The sequence below is a fragment of the Novosphingobium sp. ERN07 genome, assembly GCF_012641335.1.
Lineage (GTDB): Bacteria > Pseudomonadota > Alphaproteobacteria > Sphingomonadales > Sphingomonadaceae > Novosphingobium.
On the sequence record NZ_JABAID010000003.1, the window covers coordinates 174,660 to 192,523 of the forward strand.

Here is a 17,864-nt window from a genome sequence, read left to right on the forward strand (position 1 = left end):
CCTATTCCGGCGGATCATCCTGCCGAAGGAAGCGGCCGGGGGAAACCCCGGTCCATTCCTTGAACGCTCTCGAGAAGGCGGCGGTGTCGGAATAGCCGAGCTGTTCGGCCGCCACGGCAAGCGAAATTCCCGACTTCGAAAGCATCGTCTTGGCGCGTTCCTGCCGGGCTTCCTGCAGGAGTTCGCGGAACGAGGTGCCCTCCTCGGTCAGGCGTCGGCGCAGCGAGCGCTCGGACAGCTTCAGTTCCGCCGCGACCGATGCGCAGTCCACATGGGTTCGGCCCAGCCAGCGCGCGATGACATCGCGCGTGAGATCGACGAAGCTGTCGCTTGGCGTGGCCTCGGGCCCCATCAGATCGAGCAGGTGCCATTCGAGGATGGTGCGCAGCTTGCGATCCTCGGAAGGGATCGCGCTGGCAAAGGGCATGTCGAGATCGGCATTGCGCAGAACCAGCCCGTTGGCGATCTGATTGCCATGGACCGGGCAGCGAAAATGCTGCGCCAGCTGATCCTGCCGCCCGGCGATGGAGTGTTCGAAATGAACTTCCACCGGGTTCCACTTCGACGAGGTCAGCTGCTTGGCCAGATTGACGTAGCCCGAAATCGCAAACTCTGCGTCCTGCACGCGTGGCCAGATCTTGGCATCCTGAATCCGGTAGCTGTAGGTCGTGGTTTCGTCGTCGATCGTGCTTTCGAAAAGTGTCTGGCTCTGCAGCCGGGACTGGAATAGCGCGAGATAATCGAGTGCGCCGCGCAAGGTGCCTGAGGCCCGCAGCAAGGCATAGAAAGGGCCGAGCTCGGTCAGCCCGAACGAGGACCCCATGGCAAGGCCAAGATAAGGGCGGTCAAACTTGGCAGCGGCGCTTTCCAGCAAGGCGACATAGCGGTGCAACGGCACGCGTTCGTATGGCGTTTCCTGCTGCGAATGGAACATGCCGTGATCCCGCAACAGCGGGTCGATGCGGCGGCCAACATCCTCGAGCGCGGTGAACAGCGCGCTGAGAAACAGCAGGCGGATTGTGGCCTGACTGCCCTTGGCAGGCGCTTCGACGGTATTGTCCCGAACATCGTCCGTCATTGTTTCTTCTCCCCGAGTTGGCCGATTCTGCAAAGGGGCCATCCCGACCTGCAATTTACTCTGCCTGTACGAAATCCGAAAACCGCCAAAGTTTGGAAATCCGGCGATCAATACCGGAAAATCACCGGAATGCGCGGAAAGTGAGGCGTGAGTGTCTGATCAGATAATCGTCAATGAAGTCTCCGGATCGGATGCCTCTGTCAACACCTTATCCGAAGGGAAGAGTGCTTTGGCCGACTTGGCAAGTTCTGCAGATCGTGCCGCGACGCTGCCCGCCATCGATTTCATCTACCTGTCCGAACCAGACATGATCCGTGCTGGCGTGACCGACATGCCAGCCTGCGTCGATGCGATGGAAGAGATGTTCGGCCTGCTGCACCGCGGCGATTATCGCATGGCAGGCGGCAACAACAACCAGCACGGCGCGATCATCGTCTTCCCCGACGATTCCCCGTTTCCCGACATGCCCAAGCCGACGACGGACCGCCGGTTCATGGCGATGCCGGCCTACCTTGGCGGGAGCTTCCGCACCGCCGGGATGAAGTGGTACGGATCGAACATCGAGAACCGCGACAAGGGCTTGCCGCGCTCGATCCTCACGTTCGTGCTGAACGATGCCGATACCGGGGCACCGCTGGCCTACATGTCGGCCAACCTGCTCTCGGCCTACCGCACCGGGGCCGTGCCAGGCGTCGGGGCGCGGCATCTGGCGCGCAAGGATTCGCGCGTGGTGGGCATTGTCGGCCCCGGCGTGATGGCTCGCACCTCGCTTGAAGCGTTCATGGCGACGTGTCCGAACATCGATACGGTCAAGATCAAGGGGCGCGGGCAGGCGAACCTAGAGGCGTTCTGCTCGTGGGTGGCGCAGAAGTTCCCGCAGATCACCACGGTGCGCGTGGTCGGCACCGAGGAGGAAGCCGTGCGCGATTCCGATATCGCCACGTTCTGCGCCTCGGTCGCCACGGGCGATCCATCAATCTACCCGACTGTCCGCCGCGAATGGGTGCGGCCCGGCACATTTCTTTCGATGCCGGCCCCCTGCAACATCGATCACGGCATGGAGGCACCTGAGATCCGCAAGGTGCTTGATTTCACGGGGCTTTACGAAGCCTACGAAGAGGAAATGCCCGCACCGGTCCACCGCTTCATTCCCGCCGTCGGCGTGCGTTGGTTCGACCTTGCCGGAGAAGGCCGTATCGCGCGTGACAGTCTCGAAGACCTCGGCCGGATCGTTTCGGGCGATGCGCCGGGCCGGCAGAATGACGACGAGATCATCATGCTCTCGGTTGGCGGCATGGCGGTGGAAGACGTGGCCTGGGGCACGCACGTTTACCGGCGGGCCATTGCCGAAGGGATCGGCACACGACTCAACCTCTGGACCGAACCCGCGCTCAAGTGAGCTGTGGCGTCCCAATTCAATTGAACGGAAAATACAATGACTGAAGTCATCAAGGTCAAGACCGGCAACAAGTTCGAGGAACACGGCAGCTATTCGCGCCTCGTGGCGGTCGACAATCTTATCTTCGTATCGAACACCGCCGGCCGCAATCCGCGCACCAGGGAAATCCCGACCGATCTTGCCGAGCAGACCAACCAGGTGCTCGATAATATCTCGGCGGCGCTGGCCTCGGTCGATGCCGTGCTGGAAGATGTGGTTTCGGCACGTGTCTTCGTGCAGTTCCCGGATGATGTGATGGCGGTGATGACGGCCTATGGCGAACGCATGCGCGGCATCAATCCCACGCTGACGATGACCTGCCCGCCGCTGGGATCGACCGAATACAAGGTCGAGATCGACGTGGTTGCCTATCGCGGTGCGTCGAAGGCGAACGTGCGCGAAATCCAGATCACGCTGTGAGCATGGGGCCGCAGATCGACCCGGTCGAAACGTCCGTCGTCATGCCGCCGCGCACCACGGTGGTGGTGATCGGCGGGGGCATCGTCGGCCTTTCGACGGCTCTGACCCTGGCAGAACGCGGCGTGCCCGTGGTCGTGCTGGAGAAGGGGCGGATCGCGGCCGAACAATCCTCACGCAACCTCGGTTGGGTGCGCAAGGTGATGCGTTCGATCCCCGACCTGCCGATGGCGATCGAGGCGGAGCGGATGTGGGAGGAAATGCCGGCCCGCGTCGGCAGCGATTGCGGCTTTCGCCATTCGGGCATCACCTATGTCTCGCGCACGCAGGAGGAAATGGCCAAGCACGAGGGCTGGCTGGAAACGGTGAAGGGCGCGGGGCTCGATTCCCGCATGCTGACCCGCAAGGAAATCGCCGAGATGGTGCCGGGCGGCACGGTCGACTGGGTGGGTGGGATCACCACGCCATCGGACGGGCGCGCCGAGCCGCAGCTGGCATCAAGCGCCATTGCCCGCGCGGCTATGGCCAAGGGCGCGGTGATCATCGAGAATTGCGCCGTCCGTACGCTTGTCCAGACTGGCGGTGTGGTCACGGGCGTGGTGACCGAACATGGCGAGATTGCCTGCGATCATGTGGTGCTGGCAGGTGGCGTGTGGTCACGCCGCTTTCTGGCCAATCATGGCGTTGAACTGCTGACGTTGCCGCTGGTTGCAGCGGTGCTGAGGACCGAGCCGTTCGAAGGCCCTGCCGATTGCGCGGTTGGAGCTTCCAACTTCTCGTTCCGCAAGCGGCTGGACGGCGGCTACACGATTACCCAGCGGGGCGCGCTGTTTGCGCCGCTGACTCTCGATCACCTGATGATCGGGATGAATTATCTTCCGGTACTCAAGGCCGAATGGAAGAACCTCCGCGTCTCGTTTGGCAAGGAGTTCTTTGCCGACCTTGGCCTGCCGCGTCGGTGGAAGGCCGATGCCACATCGCCGTTCGAGAAGGTGCGCACCATGTCTCCGGCGATCAACCATGCGCTGAACGAAGAGGCCATGCGCAATCTCATCGAAGCATGGCCCGTATTCGCCAAGGCGAAGATCGCGCAGGAATGGGGCGGCATGATCGATGTCACGCCGGATTCGCTCCCGGTGATCGGTGGCGTGAAGAAGTTGCCGAACCTTACGCTGGCCACCGGCTTTTCGGGGCACGGCTTTGGCACGGGGCCAGCAGCCGGGCATCTGGTGGCCGATCTGGTGATGGGCGATAAGCCGCTGATCGATCCCACGCCGTACCGGCTCGAACGCTTCAGGGCCTGATGAGCCTGCGCGGCGCTTATGGCTTTCCCATTGCCGCAGTGCTGCTTTGGGGCGGGAATGCGGTTGTCACCAAGGCTTCGGCAGGGGTTATCGGCGCGGCCGAGATTGCCTTCTGGCGCTGGCTGATTGCAGCGCTGGTGCTCCTGCCCTTCGCTCTGCCAACCCTGAAGGCGCAGTGGGCTGAGGTGCGGGAAAGCGTTGGTCGGCAAGCCGTGCTTGGGTTGTTGGGCTCTGCGCTATTCCCGACGCTGATGTATCTGGCCGCCGCCCATACAAGCGCGATCAACATGGGGGTGATCCAGGCGTTGATGCCGGTCATGGCGCTTGGCCTGGCCATGGTGCTGTTCCGGCAGACGTTCTCGCCCGTGGTATGGATCGGTGCCCTGGTTTCCTTGCTGGGCGTGGCGGTCGTGGTGACGCAGGGCAACCCCGCAAGGCTGATCGCGCAAGGGATCAACCCCGGCGATGCGATCATGCTGGCGGCCACCGCCTGCTTTGCCCTTTACAGCACGCTGGTCCGCAAATGGCGCAACGCCTTGCCGCAGGTAACCTGTCTGTTCCTTCAGGCCACAAGCGCTTCAATCGTGCTCGCCGCGCCTTTCGCGCTTTCACATCGGACGGGCGTGAATGTAGCCAATCTGCCGATCGTGCTTTATGCAGCCGTGCTTGCCTCGATTGCGGCGCCGCTGCTGTGGATGGGCGGAATCGTGCGCATCGGGCCAGCGCGCGCGGCCAATTTCTTCAACTGCCTGCCGGTTGTTGCCGCCGCGCTTGCGGTTGTCTTTCTTGGAGAGCGGGTAACGCCTGCCATGTTGCCGGGGGCCCTGCTGGTCATCGGCGGGGTCATGCTGGCAGAACGCTACGCCGCTCGCGCGGTAGTCTGATCGTTCAGAAGCCCGCCGATGGCAGATCAAACCGCATGCAGACCGCCTTGGGTTCGGTGAAGGCCTGCATTGCCTCGCTGCCGAATTCCCTGCCAACGCCGGAAAGCTTGTTCCCGCCGAAAGGCATGGCAAGATCGAGAACGTTGTGCGTGTTCAGCCAGACCGTGCCTGCATCGATCCTGTCTGCCAGAAGGTGCGCACGATCAAGGTCACGCGTCCAGATGCTGGCGGCAAGGCCGAAGGGCGTGTCATTGGCGATGCGGATGGCATCGGCCACGTCGTCATAGCAGATCGCGCAGACCACCGGCCCGAAGATTTCCTCGCGCATCACGGTCATGTCCCGCTCCACGCCGCCAAGTACGGTTGGCGTGTAGTACCAGCCATTGCCATCCGGAACGCGTGCGCCGGCAAGCGCGGTTGCGCCTTCGTCAAGCCCCATGGCCACGAGTCCGGCGACCCGGTCGCGCTGGCGGGCGGAAATCAGCGGGCCCATCTGCGTTGCATCATCGAACGGGGAACCGATGCGAATGTCCGAAGCGATGCGGCACACGCCTTCCATCACGCGGTCATAGATCGAGGAATGAACCAGCAGGCGCGAACCTGCCGTGCAGATCTGGCCCGAGTTGGCAAAGATTGCCCCGGCAACGCCCGGAATGGCGCGGTCGAGATCCGCATCGGGCAGGACGATTGACGGCGATTTGCCACCCAGTTCCAGTGTTACGCGCTTCATCGATCGGGCGGCCGATTCCATGATGCGCTGGCCAGTGGCGGTTGAACCCGTGAAGGCGATCTTGCGCACGCCGGGATGATCCACCAGCGCCGCGCCCACTTCCGCGCCATAGCCGGTGACGATGTTGACTGCGCCCGCCGGGAAGCCTGCCTCGACGATCAGTTCGCCTAGGCGCAGCGTGGTGAGCGAGGTTTCCTCGGACGGCTTGAGCACGACCGTGCAACCAAACGCGATGGCAGGCGCAATCTTCTGGATTGCCTGGCCGATGGGGAAGTTCCACGGCGTGATTCCGGCCACCACGCCAACAGGGCGGCGCTGGGTATAGGCGCGATAGATCGCCGGTTCGGGCATGACCGGCGAATGCGAAACATATTCGCCCGCGATCTTTGAGGCCCAGCCGGCAAAGTAACGCAGGCCATCGATGGTGAACTGAAGATCGACTGCGTTGGTGACGAACAGCAGTTTTCCGCTATCCAGCGATTCAAGCGCGGCCAGCTCTTCGCGGTCACGTTCGACCAGCAGGGCAAGCTTTTCCAGAAGGCGGCCGCGGTCGATCGGGCGCATGTTCTGCCAGGCATCGCTTTCGAAGCAACGCTGGGCTGCCTGCACCGCGCGATCGGCATCCTCCGGCCCGCAGGCGTGGAACTGCATGATCGGCTTGCCCGTGGCGGGGTCGATCGAGGTTATCATCCGGTCCGGACGGATGGGCTCGACCAGTTTGCCGTCGAGCAGGATCAGGCCGCTTGGCAGGGTCTGGGGACGGGCGTTCAAAGCGGTGGCCATGGAAAGCTCCTGAAGGGATTGATCGTTGGTCAGGCAGCAACGGGGGCGACATCGCCCTCGACTTGCGTGGTGCCGACGCGGGCATAAGTGTCCGGAGCCTTGCGGCGGAGGTATCCGCCATGGATCACTCCGGACATGGCCGTGACAAGGAACAGCAGCGGCAGGCTGTTGACGATCAACAGTGTCGTTCCGGTAAGCGCCTGATAGTTGGCCAGCGACAGGATCGTGGCAATGCCGATGAACACGCCGCTGAGCAGCGGGGCTAGAGTCTTGCCGAGGGAATATTCCCCACGCCGCGCGAAGAACACCGGGATGGACAGCGAGGTGACCGTCAGCAGGATTTCCAGGCCGACCGCGCCCATTGAGGACAGGCTGGTCGAAAGGTTCAGCAGCGGATCGAGCCCCGCGATGGCGAACAGCGCGATGATCGTGATCAGCACCGCTGTAAGCAGCTTGCAGGCATTGAACGGCGAGCCGTGCACGGGATGAACCTCACCCAGCGCCTGCGGGATCAACCCATCGCGCGATAGGGCAAAGAAATACCGCGCGATGTTGTTGAAGAAGCCCAGAGCCGCCGCGAACAGGCTGGTCACTGTCAGAAGGTTCAAAGCCTCACGCCCGAAGCTGCCGAGATAACGCAAGGCAATGCCGGTCACCAGTCGTCCGGGGTCAGCGGCAGCGACCTGCTGGATGCGGGCTGGGGATTCCGCAAGGACAAGACACCAGGCAGAGAGCACGTAGAACGTGCCAAGCACCAGTACCGCGCCATACGTTGCGCGCGGGATCGTGCGCTCGCGGTCGCGCGCTTCTTCCTGATAGATCGCGGTTGCCTCAAACCCGATGCAGCCGTTGATTGCGTAGATCACCGCGATGCCAAGGCCCGGAGCGAAGACCGATGAGGGGGCAAAGCTGCTGAAATCGAGCCCCGCCCAGCCACGATCATAAAGGATCATCACGTCGACAAGCAGGATCAGGCCAACCTCAAGGAGCAGGGCCACAGCCAGCACCTTGGCGGCCATTGTGATCTTGCGATAGCCGAGCCAGGAGATCACTGCGATGGCCAAGATGGCCCAGAGGAGCCAGGGCGTATCGATATCGAAGGCAGTCTTGACGAAATCCGATGCGAAAAATGCCATCGCGCCCAGAACCGACGCCGCGGCACAGATATAGGCCACCACCGCAGTATAGGCGGCGGCAATGCCCGCTTCCTTGTTCAGGCTGACTGCGATGTAGGCATAGAAGGCACCGGCGTTACGCACGTGGGGGATCATCCGCACGTAGCCCACGGCAAAAAGCACCATGACAGCGCTGATCATCAACTGCGTGCCAGGCATCCCTGCACCGTTGCCGAACGCCAGCGCCAGCGGGATGATTCCCGCCAGCACGCCCATCGGCGCGGCACAGGCAAGGATCATGAAGATGATGTCGCCCGTTCCCAGCATGCCGGGAAGCAGGTCGCCTTTTGCGGAAACGTCTTGATCAGTGCTGGACATCGATGCTCGTTTGCTGGGTTGAGCGTATTGTCGCTTGCAGGAAGAGTGCCACACTTGGCGGACGAGGCTTATAGCGCTTCAACCGGATTGGATTGTAAATCCGGCCAGCCGCGCTTTTGCGCTACGCAGGAATCATCGCTGCGACGCGCAAGGGGCTGCCCGAACCGCCCTTGATCTTCAGCGGCATCGCCACGATCATCGCCCCGAACGTGGGCAGGCGATCCAGGCCCGTCAGGCATTGCAGGCCGAAGCGGCCATTACCATGAAGAATGGAATGGGCGGGCAGCGGCTCGTCAAAGTGCGAGGCCTGTCCCGCATCGGTGCCAACCGTTTCCACGCCCAGCCCCACGCAATCGCGTTCATGCACCAGGAAGCGCATGGCATCGGCATCGGGGCCCGGTGAATGGGCGCCATCATCGCGCAGGTTGAGATAGGATAGCGTGCCGACCCGCTTCGACCAGTCGCTGCGCAGCAGCACCCAGTGGCGAGGCGGGATTGGGCCGTTGGCCTGTTCCCAGGCTTCGAGGAACGGGCGGGTAACGATGAAGTCTTCGTCCGCAGCAGCTTCGGCAGAGATGTCCACGACCACGGCGGGGGCAAAGAAGTCCTGCGGCGAAACGGCATCGACCGTGCCGTTGGGCACGTCCTTGCCGGTGATCCAGTGCGCCGGGGCATCGAAATGCGTGCCTGTGTGTTCGTTCATCGAGATGTTGTTCCAGTACCACGCCGGGCCATTGCCATCGTAGCGGGAAACGGTTTCCATACGGAACGGTTCGCACTGGCCGAATTCTGATGGCAGCACGATCACCGGGAAATCGGGAGAGAGCAGGTTGGTCAGGTCGACAATCTCGATCCCGCCGCCGGCAATGGCGCTGGCAAGATCGGCAATCAGCGTGCGGGCGTCGGTCACAGGTTCTTCTCCCGGGCAAGAAGGGCAGGGTCGGTCAGCCAGCGTTCCATCGTGTCTTGGGCGACATCGCCCACGCAGGTCTGTTCACGCCCGTTCAAAAGCGCTTCGGCGACGCTGGCGGCAATGCGCGCAGGCGCAACCTTCGGCGGCGGTACGGCCTGATGATCAGCATCGTCGACCGGGCCGGTGAACACCGACATGACGCGAACGCCAGCGCCGCGCATCTCATGGCGGAGCGATTGCAGCAGGGAATGGCGCGCAGCCTCGGCCGCAGCGAAACCGGCCTGCGCAGCATCTCCGACCAGTGCTGCCGAAGACAGCACATCGACAAAGGCGCCGTTCGGCCTGCCTGCCAGCATCGGAGCGAAGGTGCTGGCGAGGCGCGACAGGCCCATGGCCGAAACTTCGAACGCCCTTCGCTGTTCGACGAAACCGGGATTGGCGCTGACGCCCCCGGCGCGGACATGGCGTGCGGTGTTCACCACGATATCGAGCGGACCGCCGATCCGGCTGGCCGCTTCGGCAACGGATGTCGCATCGGTAACGTCAAGCGCGATGGCCTGCACCCCGTCGAGCGTAAGCACGGCATCGGTAGCATCCGATGCCAGCGCAGGGCCGGGCAGACCTGCCACGACCAGTTCGGCACCCTTCGCGTGCAGTTCCTTCACCATGGCTCTGCCGACGGCATTGCGTGCATCGCTGACCAGCACGATGCGGCCTTCGATCGGCACGATGAATTCGCGCCACTGCGGATCGCTCATCAGATCGGTGTCTCCTGCGGGTACGGCGAAAAGCGCGGCGTTGCCGCCCCGGTCGATCATCATGCGCACGTCTGCGCGGTCGTCGGGATGCAAGGCAGCATGAAGGTGGACCAGGGCGACAGGCCCGGCATCAAGCAGGACCTTGCCCATGCGCCAGGGCATGTGTTCGCGAAAATAGAGGTCGGTCGAAACGCGGATGGTCGTCTCGCACAGCACCTTCGCGCCACTGGGCTGGTCTGTCCAGGCGAGTTCCCCCCAGCACAGCGGGCAGGCATTGCGCGGCGGGTGGGTTGCGGTCCCGCATTCGGTGCAGGCCTGCAACGCAAAGCGTCCCTGGGCCGCACGGGCAGACAGCGCATGCATCGCGCGGCTCCGCAGCCCCGATGGCACATGCCGCAGCTTCTTGCGGGCAAGCGGATCGCGTCTCTCGCGAGCGGCGGTCATGGCAGAGCCTCCAGCAATGCCGCGGCCGTGCAGACACCGCGATCGTAATTCACGAGGCCAAAGCCGGATATCGCCGCGATGCTGGCGGCGGGTACCTGATCGCCCAGCGGCATGTGCAGGATCTGGCGCAAGCCTTCGGTCACGTTTTGGAACCCGCCGGCTGCGCCCGCCTGGCCGGCGGAAAGCTGGCCGCCATTGGTGTTGAGCGGCAGGTCGCGATCGATCGTGAATTCATTGGCGCGGATGAACTCACCCACCTTGCCCTTGTTGCAGAAGCCAAGGTCCTCGATCTGCATGGCCACGATCACCGGGTAATCGTCGTAGACCTGCAGGGTATCGACTTCTGCTGGCGTTATCCGGGCGGTCTGCCAAAAGCCCTCGATGTCCATGGCCCAACCGCCGCGAAGCTGGACCGGATCTTCCGGGAAGGCATTGTGCCGTTCGATCGTGGCGAGGATCTGCGCCATCTTCAGGCCCAAGGCTTCGGCACGTTCGGGCGTGGTGACGATGAATGCCTCCGCCCCGGCACAGGGCATCACGCAATCGAACAGGTGGACCGGATCGGCAATCGGACGGGCCGCCATGTAGGCATCGAGCGTCAACGGCTTGCGCTGCAGGGCGAGCGGGTTCGATCCGGCATTGGCGCGCTGGGCAACGCACAGCTTGCCGAAGTCTTCGCGCGTCACTCCATATTCGCGCATGTAGGCGTCGGTTATCAGGGCAAAGGTGGCGTTCGGGCCACCGAAGCCATAAGGGTAGACCGCGTCCTGCGAAAAGCGGGAGAACCCGGCCAGGCTGTGCCGGAAGCTGTCGATCTGGTTCGTGTCCGCTGCCAGGCAGACGACCAGTTCGGCATCGCCGCATTGCACGGCACGGGCGGCACGGCGCAGGGCCATCACGCCGCTGGCGCCCCCGGTCGGGATATGGTCGAGCCAGCGCGGAGTCAGTCCCAGATGCTGGGTCATGCCCACGGCAGTATCGGGGCCGCAGGAGAAGCTTGAAAAGCAGAACCCATCGATGTCTGTTGGGCGCAGGCCCGCCGTCTGTCGCAGCAACCGCAAGGCACGGCCCGCCCACCAGTGTGCAGGCTCAGCCGAAAATCGCTTATACGGCACCGTAATCGGAGCGCAGACGGCGACGCCGGTGTAGGGGGCCTGGGCCCTGCTCATGGCTGCCGCTTCTTGAGCGCGCGGGTATCGTGCAACTCGCCCCGCTCCATTTTCTCGGCGACGACCGTTTTCAGCGCGGCGCGCAGGATCTTCTCGGTGGGCGTGCGCGGCAGTTCGCTGACGAAGCCAAGCCAGCCGGGCGCCTTGTAATAGGCCATCTGGCCCAGCGCCCAGCGCACGATGTCGCTTGCCGTTTCGGCGGGGTTTTCAGCATCGTTGCTCACGACGAGTGCGGCAACCTCATCGCCCCGAACGGGATCGGGCGTAGCGGCGACGGCAACTTCGCGGATGCCGGGGTGACGGGCGAGGATGGCTTCGACCTCGACCGCGGCGATGTTCTCGCCCGAGCGACGGATGACGTTCTTTTTCCGGTCGACGAAGTGAAGGTCGCCTTCGGGATCGCGCAGGACGATGTCACCGGTGTGGAACCAGCCGCCGTCCCACGCTTCGGCAGTGGCTTCGGGATTCTTGAGATATTCGGTGAAGAAGCCATAGCGGGCGTTGTCACCGGCGCGGCGAACAAGAAGCTCGCCCGGCGCATCATGGCCGACGTCGTTGCCTGCATCATCGACGATGCGGATTTCGAGCTGAGGGCCGGGGCGACCGAAGCAGCTCGTGCCGACCTTGCGCGGTTCGTTGTGGGCGCTGATCACGCCACCGCTGCCGGTTTCGGTCATCGCCCATGCCTCGATCAGCGGAAAGCCGAAACGCGCCTCGAAAGGTGCGTGCAGGTCGCGCGGTGAGCCAGCGCCAAAGCCGAAGCGCACCGAGTGCTTGCGATCGTCGTCGCTTGCCGGGGTGCTCATCAGCATCGCGGGCATAACGCCAAGGTAGTGGAGGCTGGTTGCGCCGCTGTCGCGCACAGATTGCCACCACGTGCGGGGGTGGAAGCGATCAAGGATGGTAAGGCATCCGCCCACGGTGATCATCGCCATGACCGAAACCGAAAGCGCGTTCATGTGGAAGACGGGCAGGGGCGTAAGCATCCTCTCCTCGCCTTCGACCAGCGTTATCAGTCCGCCCGTATCGCGATACCAGTCACCCGAATGCAGGAAGTACTCGTTCGAAAGCACGCAGCCCTTCGGGCTTCCCGTGGTGCCTGACGTGTAAAGCAGCGCAGCTTCCGATGCTGGGCCGAGACCCGCATTGGCCATGGCAGCTCCATGCAGTGCCGGAACCGCTTCGTCTGGCGTGATGCAGTGGATCGGGCACCCGCCGGCATTCGCTGCGGCCGATAGTTCGGCGCGCCGAGCGGGCGTCACGAAGGCAAGCGCCATTTCGGAATGGGAGACAAGATATTCCAGTTCCGCAGCGCGCAGATCGGGATTGATCGGAACGATCGAGGCACCGAGGCTGTTGGCGGCGAGGAAAATCTCGAGAAAGACTGGGCGGTTTTCGAGCAGCAGGCCGATGCGTGTGCCCTTGCCGACATTGGCCGCGGCAAGCGCCGAGCGACGCAGCGCGGCAGCTTCGTACATTGCGGCATAAGTGATCTCGCCCGCCGCGATGCCATAGATCGCAGCTGTTTCGGGCAGGACGTTCAGAAACGGCTGGGCGGGATAGCGCGCTGCAGTGGCAGCAAAGCGCGAGAATACGGTTTCGCCCGGTCCATTCCGGTCTTGCAGACTCACGCCTCACTCTCCCGATAAATATCTATATGCATAAATTGAGCTATAAAGTAAATTTCGTCAAGTGATCCCGTCATGCGCTTCGGAGGCTTTTGTCAGGGGCGCAGGTTTGCTGTCATGGCCATCAGCACGCGCCGGGTCGTGGCCAGATCCTCTTCGCAAATCCCTTTGCAGACAAGGGCATTGAACAGTTCCATCTCGGGCCAGCAATCCAGCAGCAGCTTGCGCCCGGCTTGCGTCAGCACCACTTCGCGGCGGCGGAGATCATTGTCCGGGGTGTGGCGTTCGACCAGTCCGGCCACGACCATCGAATCAATCGTGCGGCTGGCCTTGGACTGCTCGCTGAACGTGCGTTCCGCGATTTCGTTGATCGTCAGCCCGCCTTCGATGTGCAGGACAGACAGCGTCCGCAGCACGATCAGCGATGCACCGGATTGCTTCAGCATCGCACCCAACCGTGACTGGCCGTGGCTGGCGAGGCGATTGATCAGGTACGAAAGCTGCGCTTCCAGCGCTTCAATGGTAGCGGGAGGGGCCGCGTCACTTGCCATTGGCCTTGCCTTTCCTGCCAAGCGCGGTTCGCAGCATTTCCAGCGAGGCGAGCGTCGTTTCAAGGCTTCCTTCCGGCACGCTCTCGCCCAGCCAATCGTCCACCAGACTGTCATGGTACGCCCGTGCCGCTTCGAAGGCTTCGGAGCCCTTCTGCGTGATCCGGGCGATAAACGATCGGCGGTCTGTCGGCGAGGCTTCCCTGGTGACGAGGCCATCGGCAACAAGGCGCTTGCCAAGCCCGGTTACATTGCCACCTGTAACCTTGAGCTTGCGCGTCAGCTCCCCGAGCGTGAGGCCATCGTCGAGCCCGTATATCTGCGCAAGAAAGTCATACTTGGCCAAGGTCAGCCCGCATTCGCCCATCAGAGCGCGATTGAGGCGAACATAGAGCTCGGACTGAAACGACAGCGCAGCGACCCAGACGCGGACTTCCAAACTGCGATCGTGCATAATCGGGACTGTCTGCCTTTGCGGAATGCCTTTTGGGGGCTTTTGCAGCGTTGCCCCTTGCGAGGCAAGCGCGCCAGCGCAGATCAGGTGAACGAGCGGATGGTCCTGATCAGTCCGTCGAGATCGCCGCCTTCGCCTTCACGGATAGCCGTTTCCCGAAGCCGCCGAGCCCATTGCGCGGCATCATTGCGGCCTTGCAACTGCTGGATCGTGGCAACGACTTTCGAGAACTTCGACTGGCTGCGCTCGTGCGTGTCGGAATAGCCCTTGATCAGGCGGCGACACTTCATGATCTCGACGCCCAGTTCATAATCCTGCTGGGCTGCGTGAAGGGCCTGCTGAAGCCATTCCGCGATATGCGCCATTTCGGTGGCATGGCGCAAAGATCTGCGCCGCCAACTTCTGAGCCCGCCCACGATGTAAAGCAAGATGAACCAGCCTGCGGAATATGTGCGCACCCGGCGGCCCTTGTCGATCCTGCGATCAAGCCAGTTGTACAGGCCGGACCTGTGTTTCAGCCATCGGGCCAGACCGACAGGCAGGATGCCTGCCAGTTCTTCCAACCGCGGATGCATGTATTCGGTGGTATGAAGGATCTGGTCGGGCTTTGCGCCGATCTCGTCAACGATCCGCTGACGGCGTGCGGCACGTGTCTTCAGGTCTGCCACGCGCACGATATCGTCATAGGTCATGGCATTGGCGAGGTACTTTGCGGCCTGGAAGGTCAGATCGTAATCCTGGCTTGCGCCATCCAGCGCTCGGTCCGTCCTGTAGATGGCTTCAAGACGATCAAGATACTCGGTGCCGTAGGCAAGGTCCTGAAAGTCCGCCACTTTTGCAAGGCCGTGCAGCGCCATTTCTGCAACCCGCACCGGCAGGCCAAGTGCTTCGATCCTTTGGCCGAGGGCGGCCATGCGCCGATCTTCGAAGCGGGGCAAAGTGGCAGGCGGGGGTGTGGCGACAACGGCATCGGCGGGCTTTGCGGGAGCGCAGGCGCGATCGAAGGCCGCGTCGAACGTGCGTTTGCTTGCCGCAGCGCCCTTGCCGCCCGAACCGATGACGGCGTGATACGCCTCGCGCGGGAAGGGCAAGGCGCCCGATCCCGCAAGCGCACCGAATATCGCGGCCGAGATCACGCTGCCGTTCTCGGTGGCCAGCGCGTTCATGTCGAACACAATTTCCTGACGCGCCACCACGCCTACCGCTTCGGTCACAGCGTCACTGTCCGCAATGCCAAGCCCGGGCGCGCTCTTTTCCGAAATGGCGAGCGAGCGATGATCCGAGGCAATCAGGGTCGTTTTGTCCGGCGTGACTATGCCGCGCAGGATGGAACGGCCCGCTTCCATGAACTCGGACGCCAGCACCACGTCGACATCGCCGGGGGTGGGCATCTGGGCGAGAACAGGTTTCCGCCCGTTCTGCGCCTTCATCATCTCGACGTAATAGATCGTTGCGCCCGTGCGCTGGGCCACGCCGGGAACCGAGGTGGACTGGGCAACCCAGCCCGCATCCTCGGCGAGCTTGACCACCCAGCCGGTCAGGACCCCGCCACCCTGGCCGCCCATGGCCACGATAGCCAGGGAAATCGGGCGTTCTGTGGCATCGCCGGCAGGGGCGAGGGGCAGGCGAACCGTGTCATCGCGCATCATGCGAACTGAACTCCAACTCTACGGCGCGAACGGCGAACTTGCAGGTAACTCACGAGGGCCAACGACCAACTCGCCTTGAACTTGTCCCACCGCGTGGGATTGTGGATCACGTCAGCGCGATAGAACGAGGGGCACAGCACCACCGCTTCCGAGACTTCGCCGCAGTTGCCGCAGCCGACGCAGGAATTGTCGATCGCCGCCACCGGATCGTCGCGCAGTGGATCGTCAAGCTGCTTGACCGAGAGCGAGGGGCAGCCCGAGAGGCGGATGCAGGCGTGGTCGCCGGTGCAGACGTCCTCGTCCACGCCGAAGCGTTCCTTGACCACGCGCTTGCCGTCCTTGATCGCCTTGGCGGCCAGCGGCTTTACCCGGCGCTGCTTGTTGAGCATGCATTCGGACGAGGCGATGATGATCTTCGGCCCTTCCTCCTGCGTGGTCAGCGCCTCGGTCAGCACCTTTCTCATCTGGCCGACATCATATGTCCGGTCGACTTCGCGCACCCAGGTGGCGCCGACGCCCTCTACTGCTTTGATGATCGGATTGTTTGTCTTGCGGCTGCGGTTGCTCGCGCGCGAGGAGAGGATGTCCTGCCCGCCGGTGGCCGAGGAATAGTAGTTGTCGACGATCAGGAACACCCCGTCGTGCTTGTTGAACACGGCGTTGCCGATGCCGCTGGTCAGGCCATTGTGCCAGAACCCGCCATCGCCCATCACCGCAATCGAGCGCTTGCTGCCCTTCTGGCCGAACGCCGCTGCCGACGCCGCACCGAGGCCGAAGCCCATGGTGGTATTGCCAAGGTTGAACGGCGGCAGGATCGAGAAGAGGTGGCAGCCGATGTCGGCCGATACGTGGTGTTCGCCAAGGTCCTGATTGACCAGCTTCATTGCGGCGAAGATCGGGCGTTCGGGGCAACCGGTGCACAGGCCCGGCGGGCGGCTGGGTACGACAGTCCTGAGATTTTCGACCTCGGGCAATGTCAGCACGTCGCGCGCATCAGGCAAGGGCGGGCGGTTGCCGAGCAGGTGGGGGTGGTTGTCCTCAAGGAATGCACCGATACCGCTGAGCAGGGCCTGCACCGAATAGTCACCACCCATCGGCAGCACGTCCTTGCCCTGAATGCGGGTGGCAATTCCCTTGCGCTTGAGGATCGTGTTGACGGCCTGTTCAAGGTATTCGGGCTGGCCTTCCTCGACCATCAGGATTGAATCCTTGCCGGTGGCGAATTCAACGATCTCGGTGTCGATGACCGGGTAGGTCACGTTCATCACGTAGAGCGGGACCTGGGTGTTGCCATAGGCATCGGACAGACCGAGGTACTGCAGCGCGCGGATCACGTTGTTGTACATGCCGCCCTGAAGGACGAGGCCGACCTTGCCCTGCTCCGGGCCGAACCATTCGTTCAACCTGTTATCGCGCACGAAATCGATGGCGGCAGGCAGGCGATGGAGGATCTTTTCCTGTTCGTGCTGATAGGCGGCAGGCGGAAGCACGATGCGATCGAGATCGCGCGAGGGATTGTTGAGGGCATCCTGCAGAGTGAAGGCCGGGCGGACGTTGTCCTTGGCCACGAAGCTGCCGTGCATGTGGCAGGTGCGCACGCGCACTTCGAGCATGACCGGCGTGTTCGACGCCTCCGAAAGCTGGAAGCCCTTTTCGATCAGATCGACGATGCAGGCGTGATCGGGCCGGGGATCGAGCAGCCACATCTGCGACTTCATCGCGAAGGCATGCGTGCGCTCCTGCATGATCGAGGAGCCTTCGCCGTAGTCTTCGCCGATGATTACCATCGCGCCGCCCTTCACGCCGCCCGAAGCGAGGTTGGCAAGGGCATCCGACGCGACGTTGGTGCCGACCGTGGATTTCCACGCGACTGCACCGCGCAAGGGGTACATGACCGACGCCGACAGCATTGCTGCGGCGGTGGCCTCGTTGGCTGAACTCTGGAAGTTCACGCCCAGTTCGTCGAGGATGTCCTTTGCATCCGACAGCACGTCCATCAGGTGCGAGATCGGCGAACCCTGATAGCCGCCGACGTAGGACACGCCAGCCTGCAACAGCCCCTTGGTGATTGCGAGGATCGCTTCACCCTTGAACGTCTCACCCTCGCCAAGGCGGAGGTGTTCGACCTCCTTTGCAAAAGAGCGTTCGGCCATGGCAATCCTTCTCCGAGTCTC

At 63.1% G+C, this 17,864-nt stretch carries 15 protein-coding genes; 4 read left to right on the plus strand and 11 right to left on the minus strand.

Translation table 11 applies throughout. From position 1 onward, the window contains the following. Position 1 precedes the first annotated feature (1 nt). Positions 2-1,078, minus strand: a complete 1,077-nt coding sequence (locus HGI47_RS06275) for an AraC family transcriptional regulator (protein WP_168851965.1) — start codon at positions 1,076-1,078, stop codon at positions 2-4. Between the two features lie 229 nt (positions 1,079-1,307). Here HGI47_RS06275 and HGI47_RS06280 point away from each other — a divergent pair, with 229 nt between their 5' ends. Genes HGI47_RS06280 through HGI47_RS06295 form a run of 4 tightly spaced genes read left to right on the plus strand, consistent with a single transcriptional unit; the run spans position 1,308 to position 5,121 of the window. Next, positions 1,308-2,477, plus strand: a complete 1,170-nt coding sequence (locus HGI47_RS06280) for a tyramine oxidase subunit B (protein ID WP_240950025.1) — start codon at positions 1,308-1,310, stop codon at positions 2,475-2,477. A 36-nt stretch (positions 2,478-2,513) separates the two neighbouring features. Further along, positions 2,514-2,936 (plus strand): Rid family hydrolase, encoded by a 423-nt coding sequence (locus tag HGI47_RS06285; protein WP_144903492.1) that lies wholly within the window; start codon positions 2,514-2,516, stop codon positions 2,934-2,936. Between the two features lie 2 nt (positions 2,937-2,938). Beyond that, the gene (locus tag HGI47_RS06290) at positions 2,939-4,237 is read left to right on the plus strand and encodes an FAD-binding oxidoreductase (protein ID WP_168851966.1); all 1,299 of its coding nucleotides are present in this window, start codon (positions 2,939-2,941) and stop codon (positions 4,235-4,237) included. Beyond that, entirely contained in the window at positions 4,237-5,121 is an 885-nt protein-coding gene (locus HGI47_RS06295; RefSeq protein WP_168851967.1) for a DMT family transporter, read from the plus strand. The genes HGI47_RS06290 and HGI47_RS06295 overlap by 1 nt, the downstream gene beginning before the upstream one ends. A 4-nt stretch (positions 5,122-5,125) precedes the next feature. Here HGI47_RS06295 and HGI47_RS06300 read toward each other — a convergent pair whose 3' ends face one another. From HGI47_RS06300 to HGI47_RS06345, 10 genes are all read right to left on the minus strand, one after another. Further along, positions 5,126-6,634 (minus strand): aldehyde dehydrogenase, encoded by a 1,509-nt coding sequence (locus HGI47_RS06300; protein ID WP_168851968.1) that lies wholly within the window; start codon positions 6,632-6,634, stop codon positions 5,126-5,128. Positions 6,635-6,663: 29 nt separating this feature from the next. After that, positions 6,664-8,127 (minus strand): APC family permease, encoded by a 1,464-nt coding sequence (locus tag HGI47_RS06305; RefSeq protein ID WP_168851969.1) that lies wholly within the window; start codon positions 8,125-8,127, stop codon positions 6,664-6,666. 121 nt (positions 8,128-8,248) lie between these two features. Continuing rightward, the gene (locus tag HGI47_RS06310) at positions 8,249-9,037 is read right to left on the minus strand and encodes a cyclase family protein (protein WP_168851970.1); all 789 of its coding nucleotides are present in this window, start codon (positions 9,035-9,037) and stop codon (positions 8,249-8,251) included. Next, positions 9,034-10,242, minus strand: a complete 1,209-nt coding sequence (locus HGI47_RS06315; protein ID WP_168851971.1) for an SDR family NAD(P)-dependent oxidoreductase — start codon at positions 10,240-10,242, stop codon at positions 9,034-9,036. Before HGI47_RS06315 ends, HGI47_RS06310 begins: the two co-directional genes overlap by 4 nt. Then, positions 10,239-11,411 (minus strand): thiolase family protein, encoded by a 1,173-nt coding sequence (locus HGI47_RS06320; RefSeq protein WP_168851972.1) that lies wholly within the window; start codon positions 11,409-11,411, stop codon positions 10,239-10,241. The genes HGI47_RS06315 and HGI47_RS06320 overlap by 4 nt, the downstream gene beginning before the upstream one ends. Continuing rightward, complete coding sequence (locus HGI47_RS06325; RefSeq protein ID WP_370521645.1) at positions 11,408-13,042, minus strand: AMP-binding protein; 1,635 nt, start codon at positions 13,040-13,042, stop codon at positions 11,408-11,410. Before HGI47_RS06325 ends, HGI47_RS06320 begins: the two co-directional genes overlap by 4 nt. A gap of 92 nt (positions 13,043-13,134) precedes the next feature. Then, positions 13,135-13,590 carry a MarR family winged helix-turn-helix transcriptional regulator gene (locus HGI47_RS06330; RefSeq protein WP_168851973.1) on the minus strand — a complete coding sequence of 152 codons (456 nt, stop codon included), beginning with the start codon at positions 13,588-13,590 and terminating at the stop codon, positions 13,135-13,137. Next, positions 13,580-14,041: a MarR family winged helix-turn-helix transcriptional regulator gene (locus HGI47_RS06335; protein ID WP_168851974.1), complete on the minus strand. Its 462-nt coding sequence runs from the start codon at positions 14,039-14,041 to the stop codon at positions 13,580-13,582. Before HGI47_RS06335 ends, HGI47_RS06330 begins: the two co-directional genes overlap by 11 nt. Before the next feature lie 83 nt (positions 14,042-14,124). Then, the gene (locus HGI47_RS06340) at positions 14,125-15,690 is read right to left on the minus strand and encodes an indolepyruvate oxidoreductase subunit beta family protein (protein WP_206066035.1); all 1,566 of its coding nucleotides are present in this window, start codon (positions 15,688-15,690) and stop codon (positions 14,125-14,127) included. After that, positions 15,687-17,843, minus strand: coding sequence for an indolepyruvate ferredoxin oxidoreductase subunit alpha (locus HGI47_RS06345; RefSeq protein ID WP_168851975.1), 2,157 nt, complete (start codon positions 17,841-17,843; stop codon positions 15,687-15,689). Before HGI47_RS06345 ends, HGI47_RS06340 begins: the two co-directional genes overlap by 4 nt. Positions 17,844-17,864: the final 21 nt, after the last annotated feature.

Coding starts and splice junctions, on each gene's coding strand:
- HGI47_RS06275 (WP_168851965.1), bottom strand. CDS start 1,078: ATGACGGACGATGTTCGGGACAATACCGTCGAAGCGCCTGCCAAGGGC.
- HGI47_RS06285 (WP_144903492.1), top strand. CDS start 2,514: ATGACTGAAGTCATCAAGGTCAAGACCGGCAACAAGTTCGAGGAACAC.
- HGI47_RS06290 (WP_168851966.1), top strand. CDS start 2,939: ATGGGGCCGCAGATCGACCCGGTCGAAACGTCCGTCGTCATGCCGCCG.
- HGI47_RS06295 (WP_168851967.1), top strand. CDS start 4,237: ATGAGCCTGCGCGGCGCTTATGGCTTTCCCATTGCCGCAGTGCTGCTT.
- HGI47_RS06300 (WP_168851968.1), bottom strand. CDS start 6,634: ATGGCCACCGCTTTGAACGCCCGTCCCCAGACCCTGCCAAGCGGCCTG.
- HGI47_RS06305 (WP_168851969.1), bottom strand. CDS start 8,127: ATGTCCAGCACTGATCAAGACGTTTCCGCAAAAGGCGACCTGCTTCCC.
- HGI47_RS06315 (WP_168851971.1), bottom strand. CDS start 10,242: ATGACCGCCGCTCGCGAGAGACGCGATCCGCTTGCCCGCAAGAAGCTG.
- HGI47_RS06320 (WP_168851972.1), bottom strand. CDS start 11,411: ATGAGCAGGGCCCAGGCCCCCTACACCGGCGTCGCCGTCTGCGCTCCG.
- HGI47_RS06330 (WP_168851973.1), bottom strand. CDS start 13,590: ATGGCAAGTGACGCGGCCCCTCCCGCTACCATTGAAGCGCTGGAAGCG.
- HGI47_RS06335 (WP_168851974.1), bottom strand. CDS start 14,041: ATGCACGATCGCAGTTTGGAAGTCCGCGTCTGGGTCGCTGCGCTGTCG.
- HGI47_RS06340 (WP_206066035.1), bottom strand. CDS start 15,690: ATGATGCGCGATGACACGGTTCGCCTGCCCCTCGCCCCTGCCGGCGAT.
- HGI47_RS06345 (WP_168851975.1), bottom strand. CDS start 17,843: ATGGCCGAACGCTCTTTTGCAAAGGAGGTCGAACACCTCCGCCTTGGC.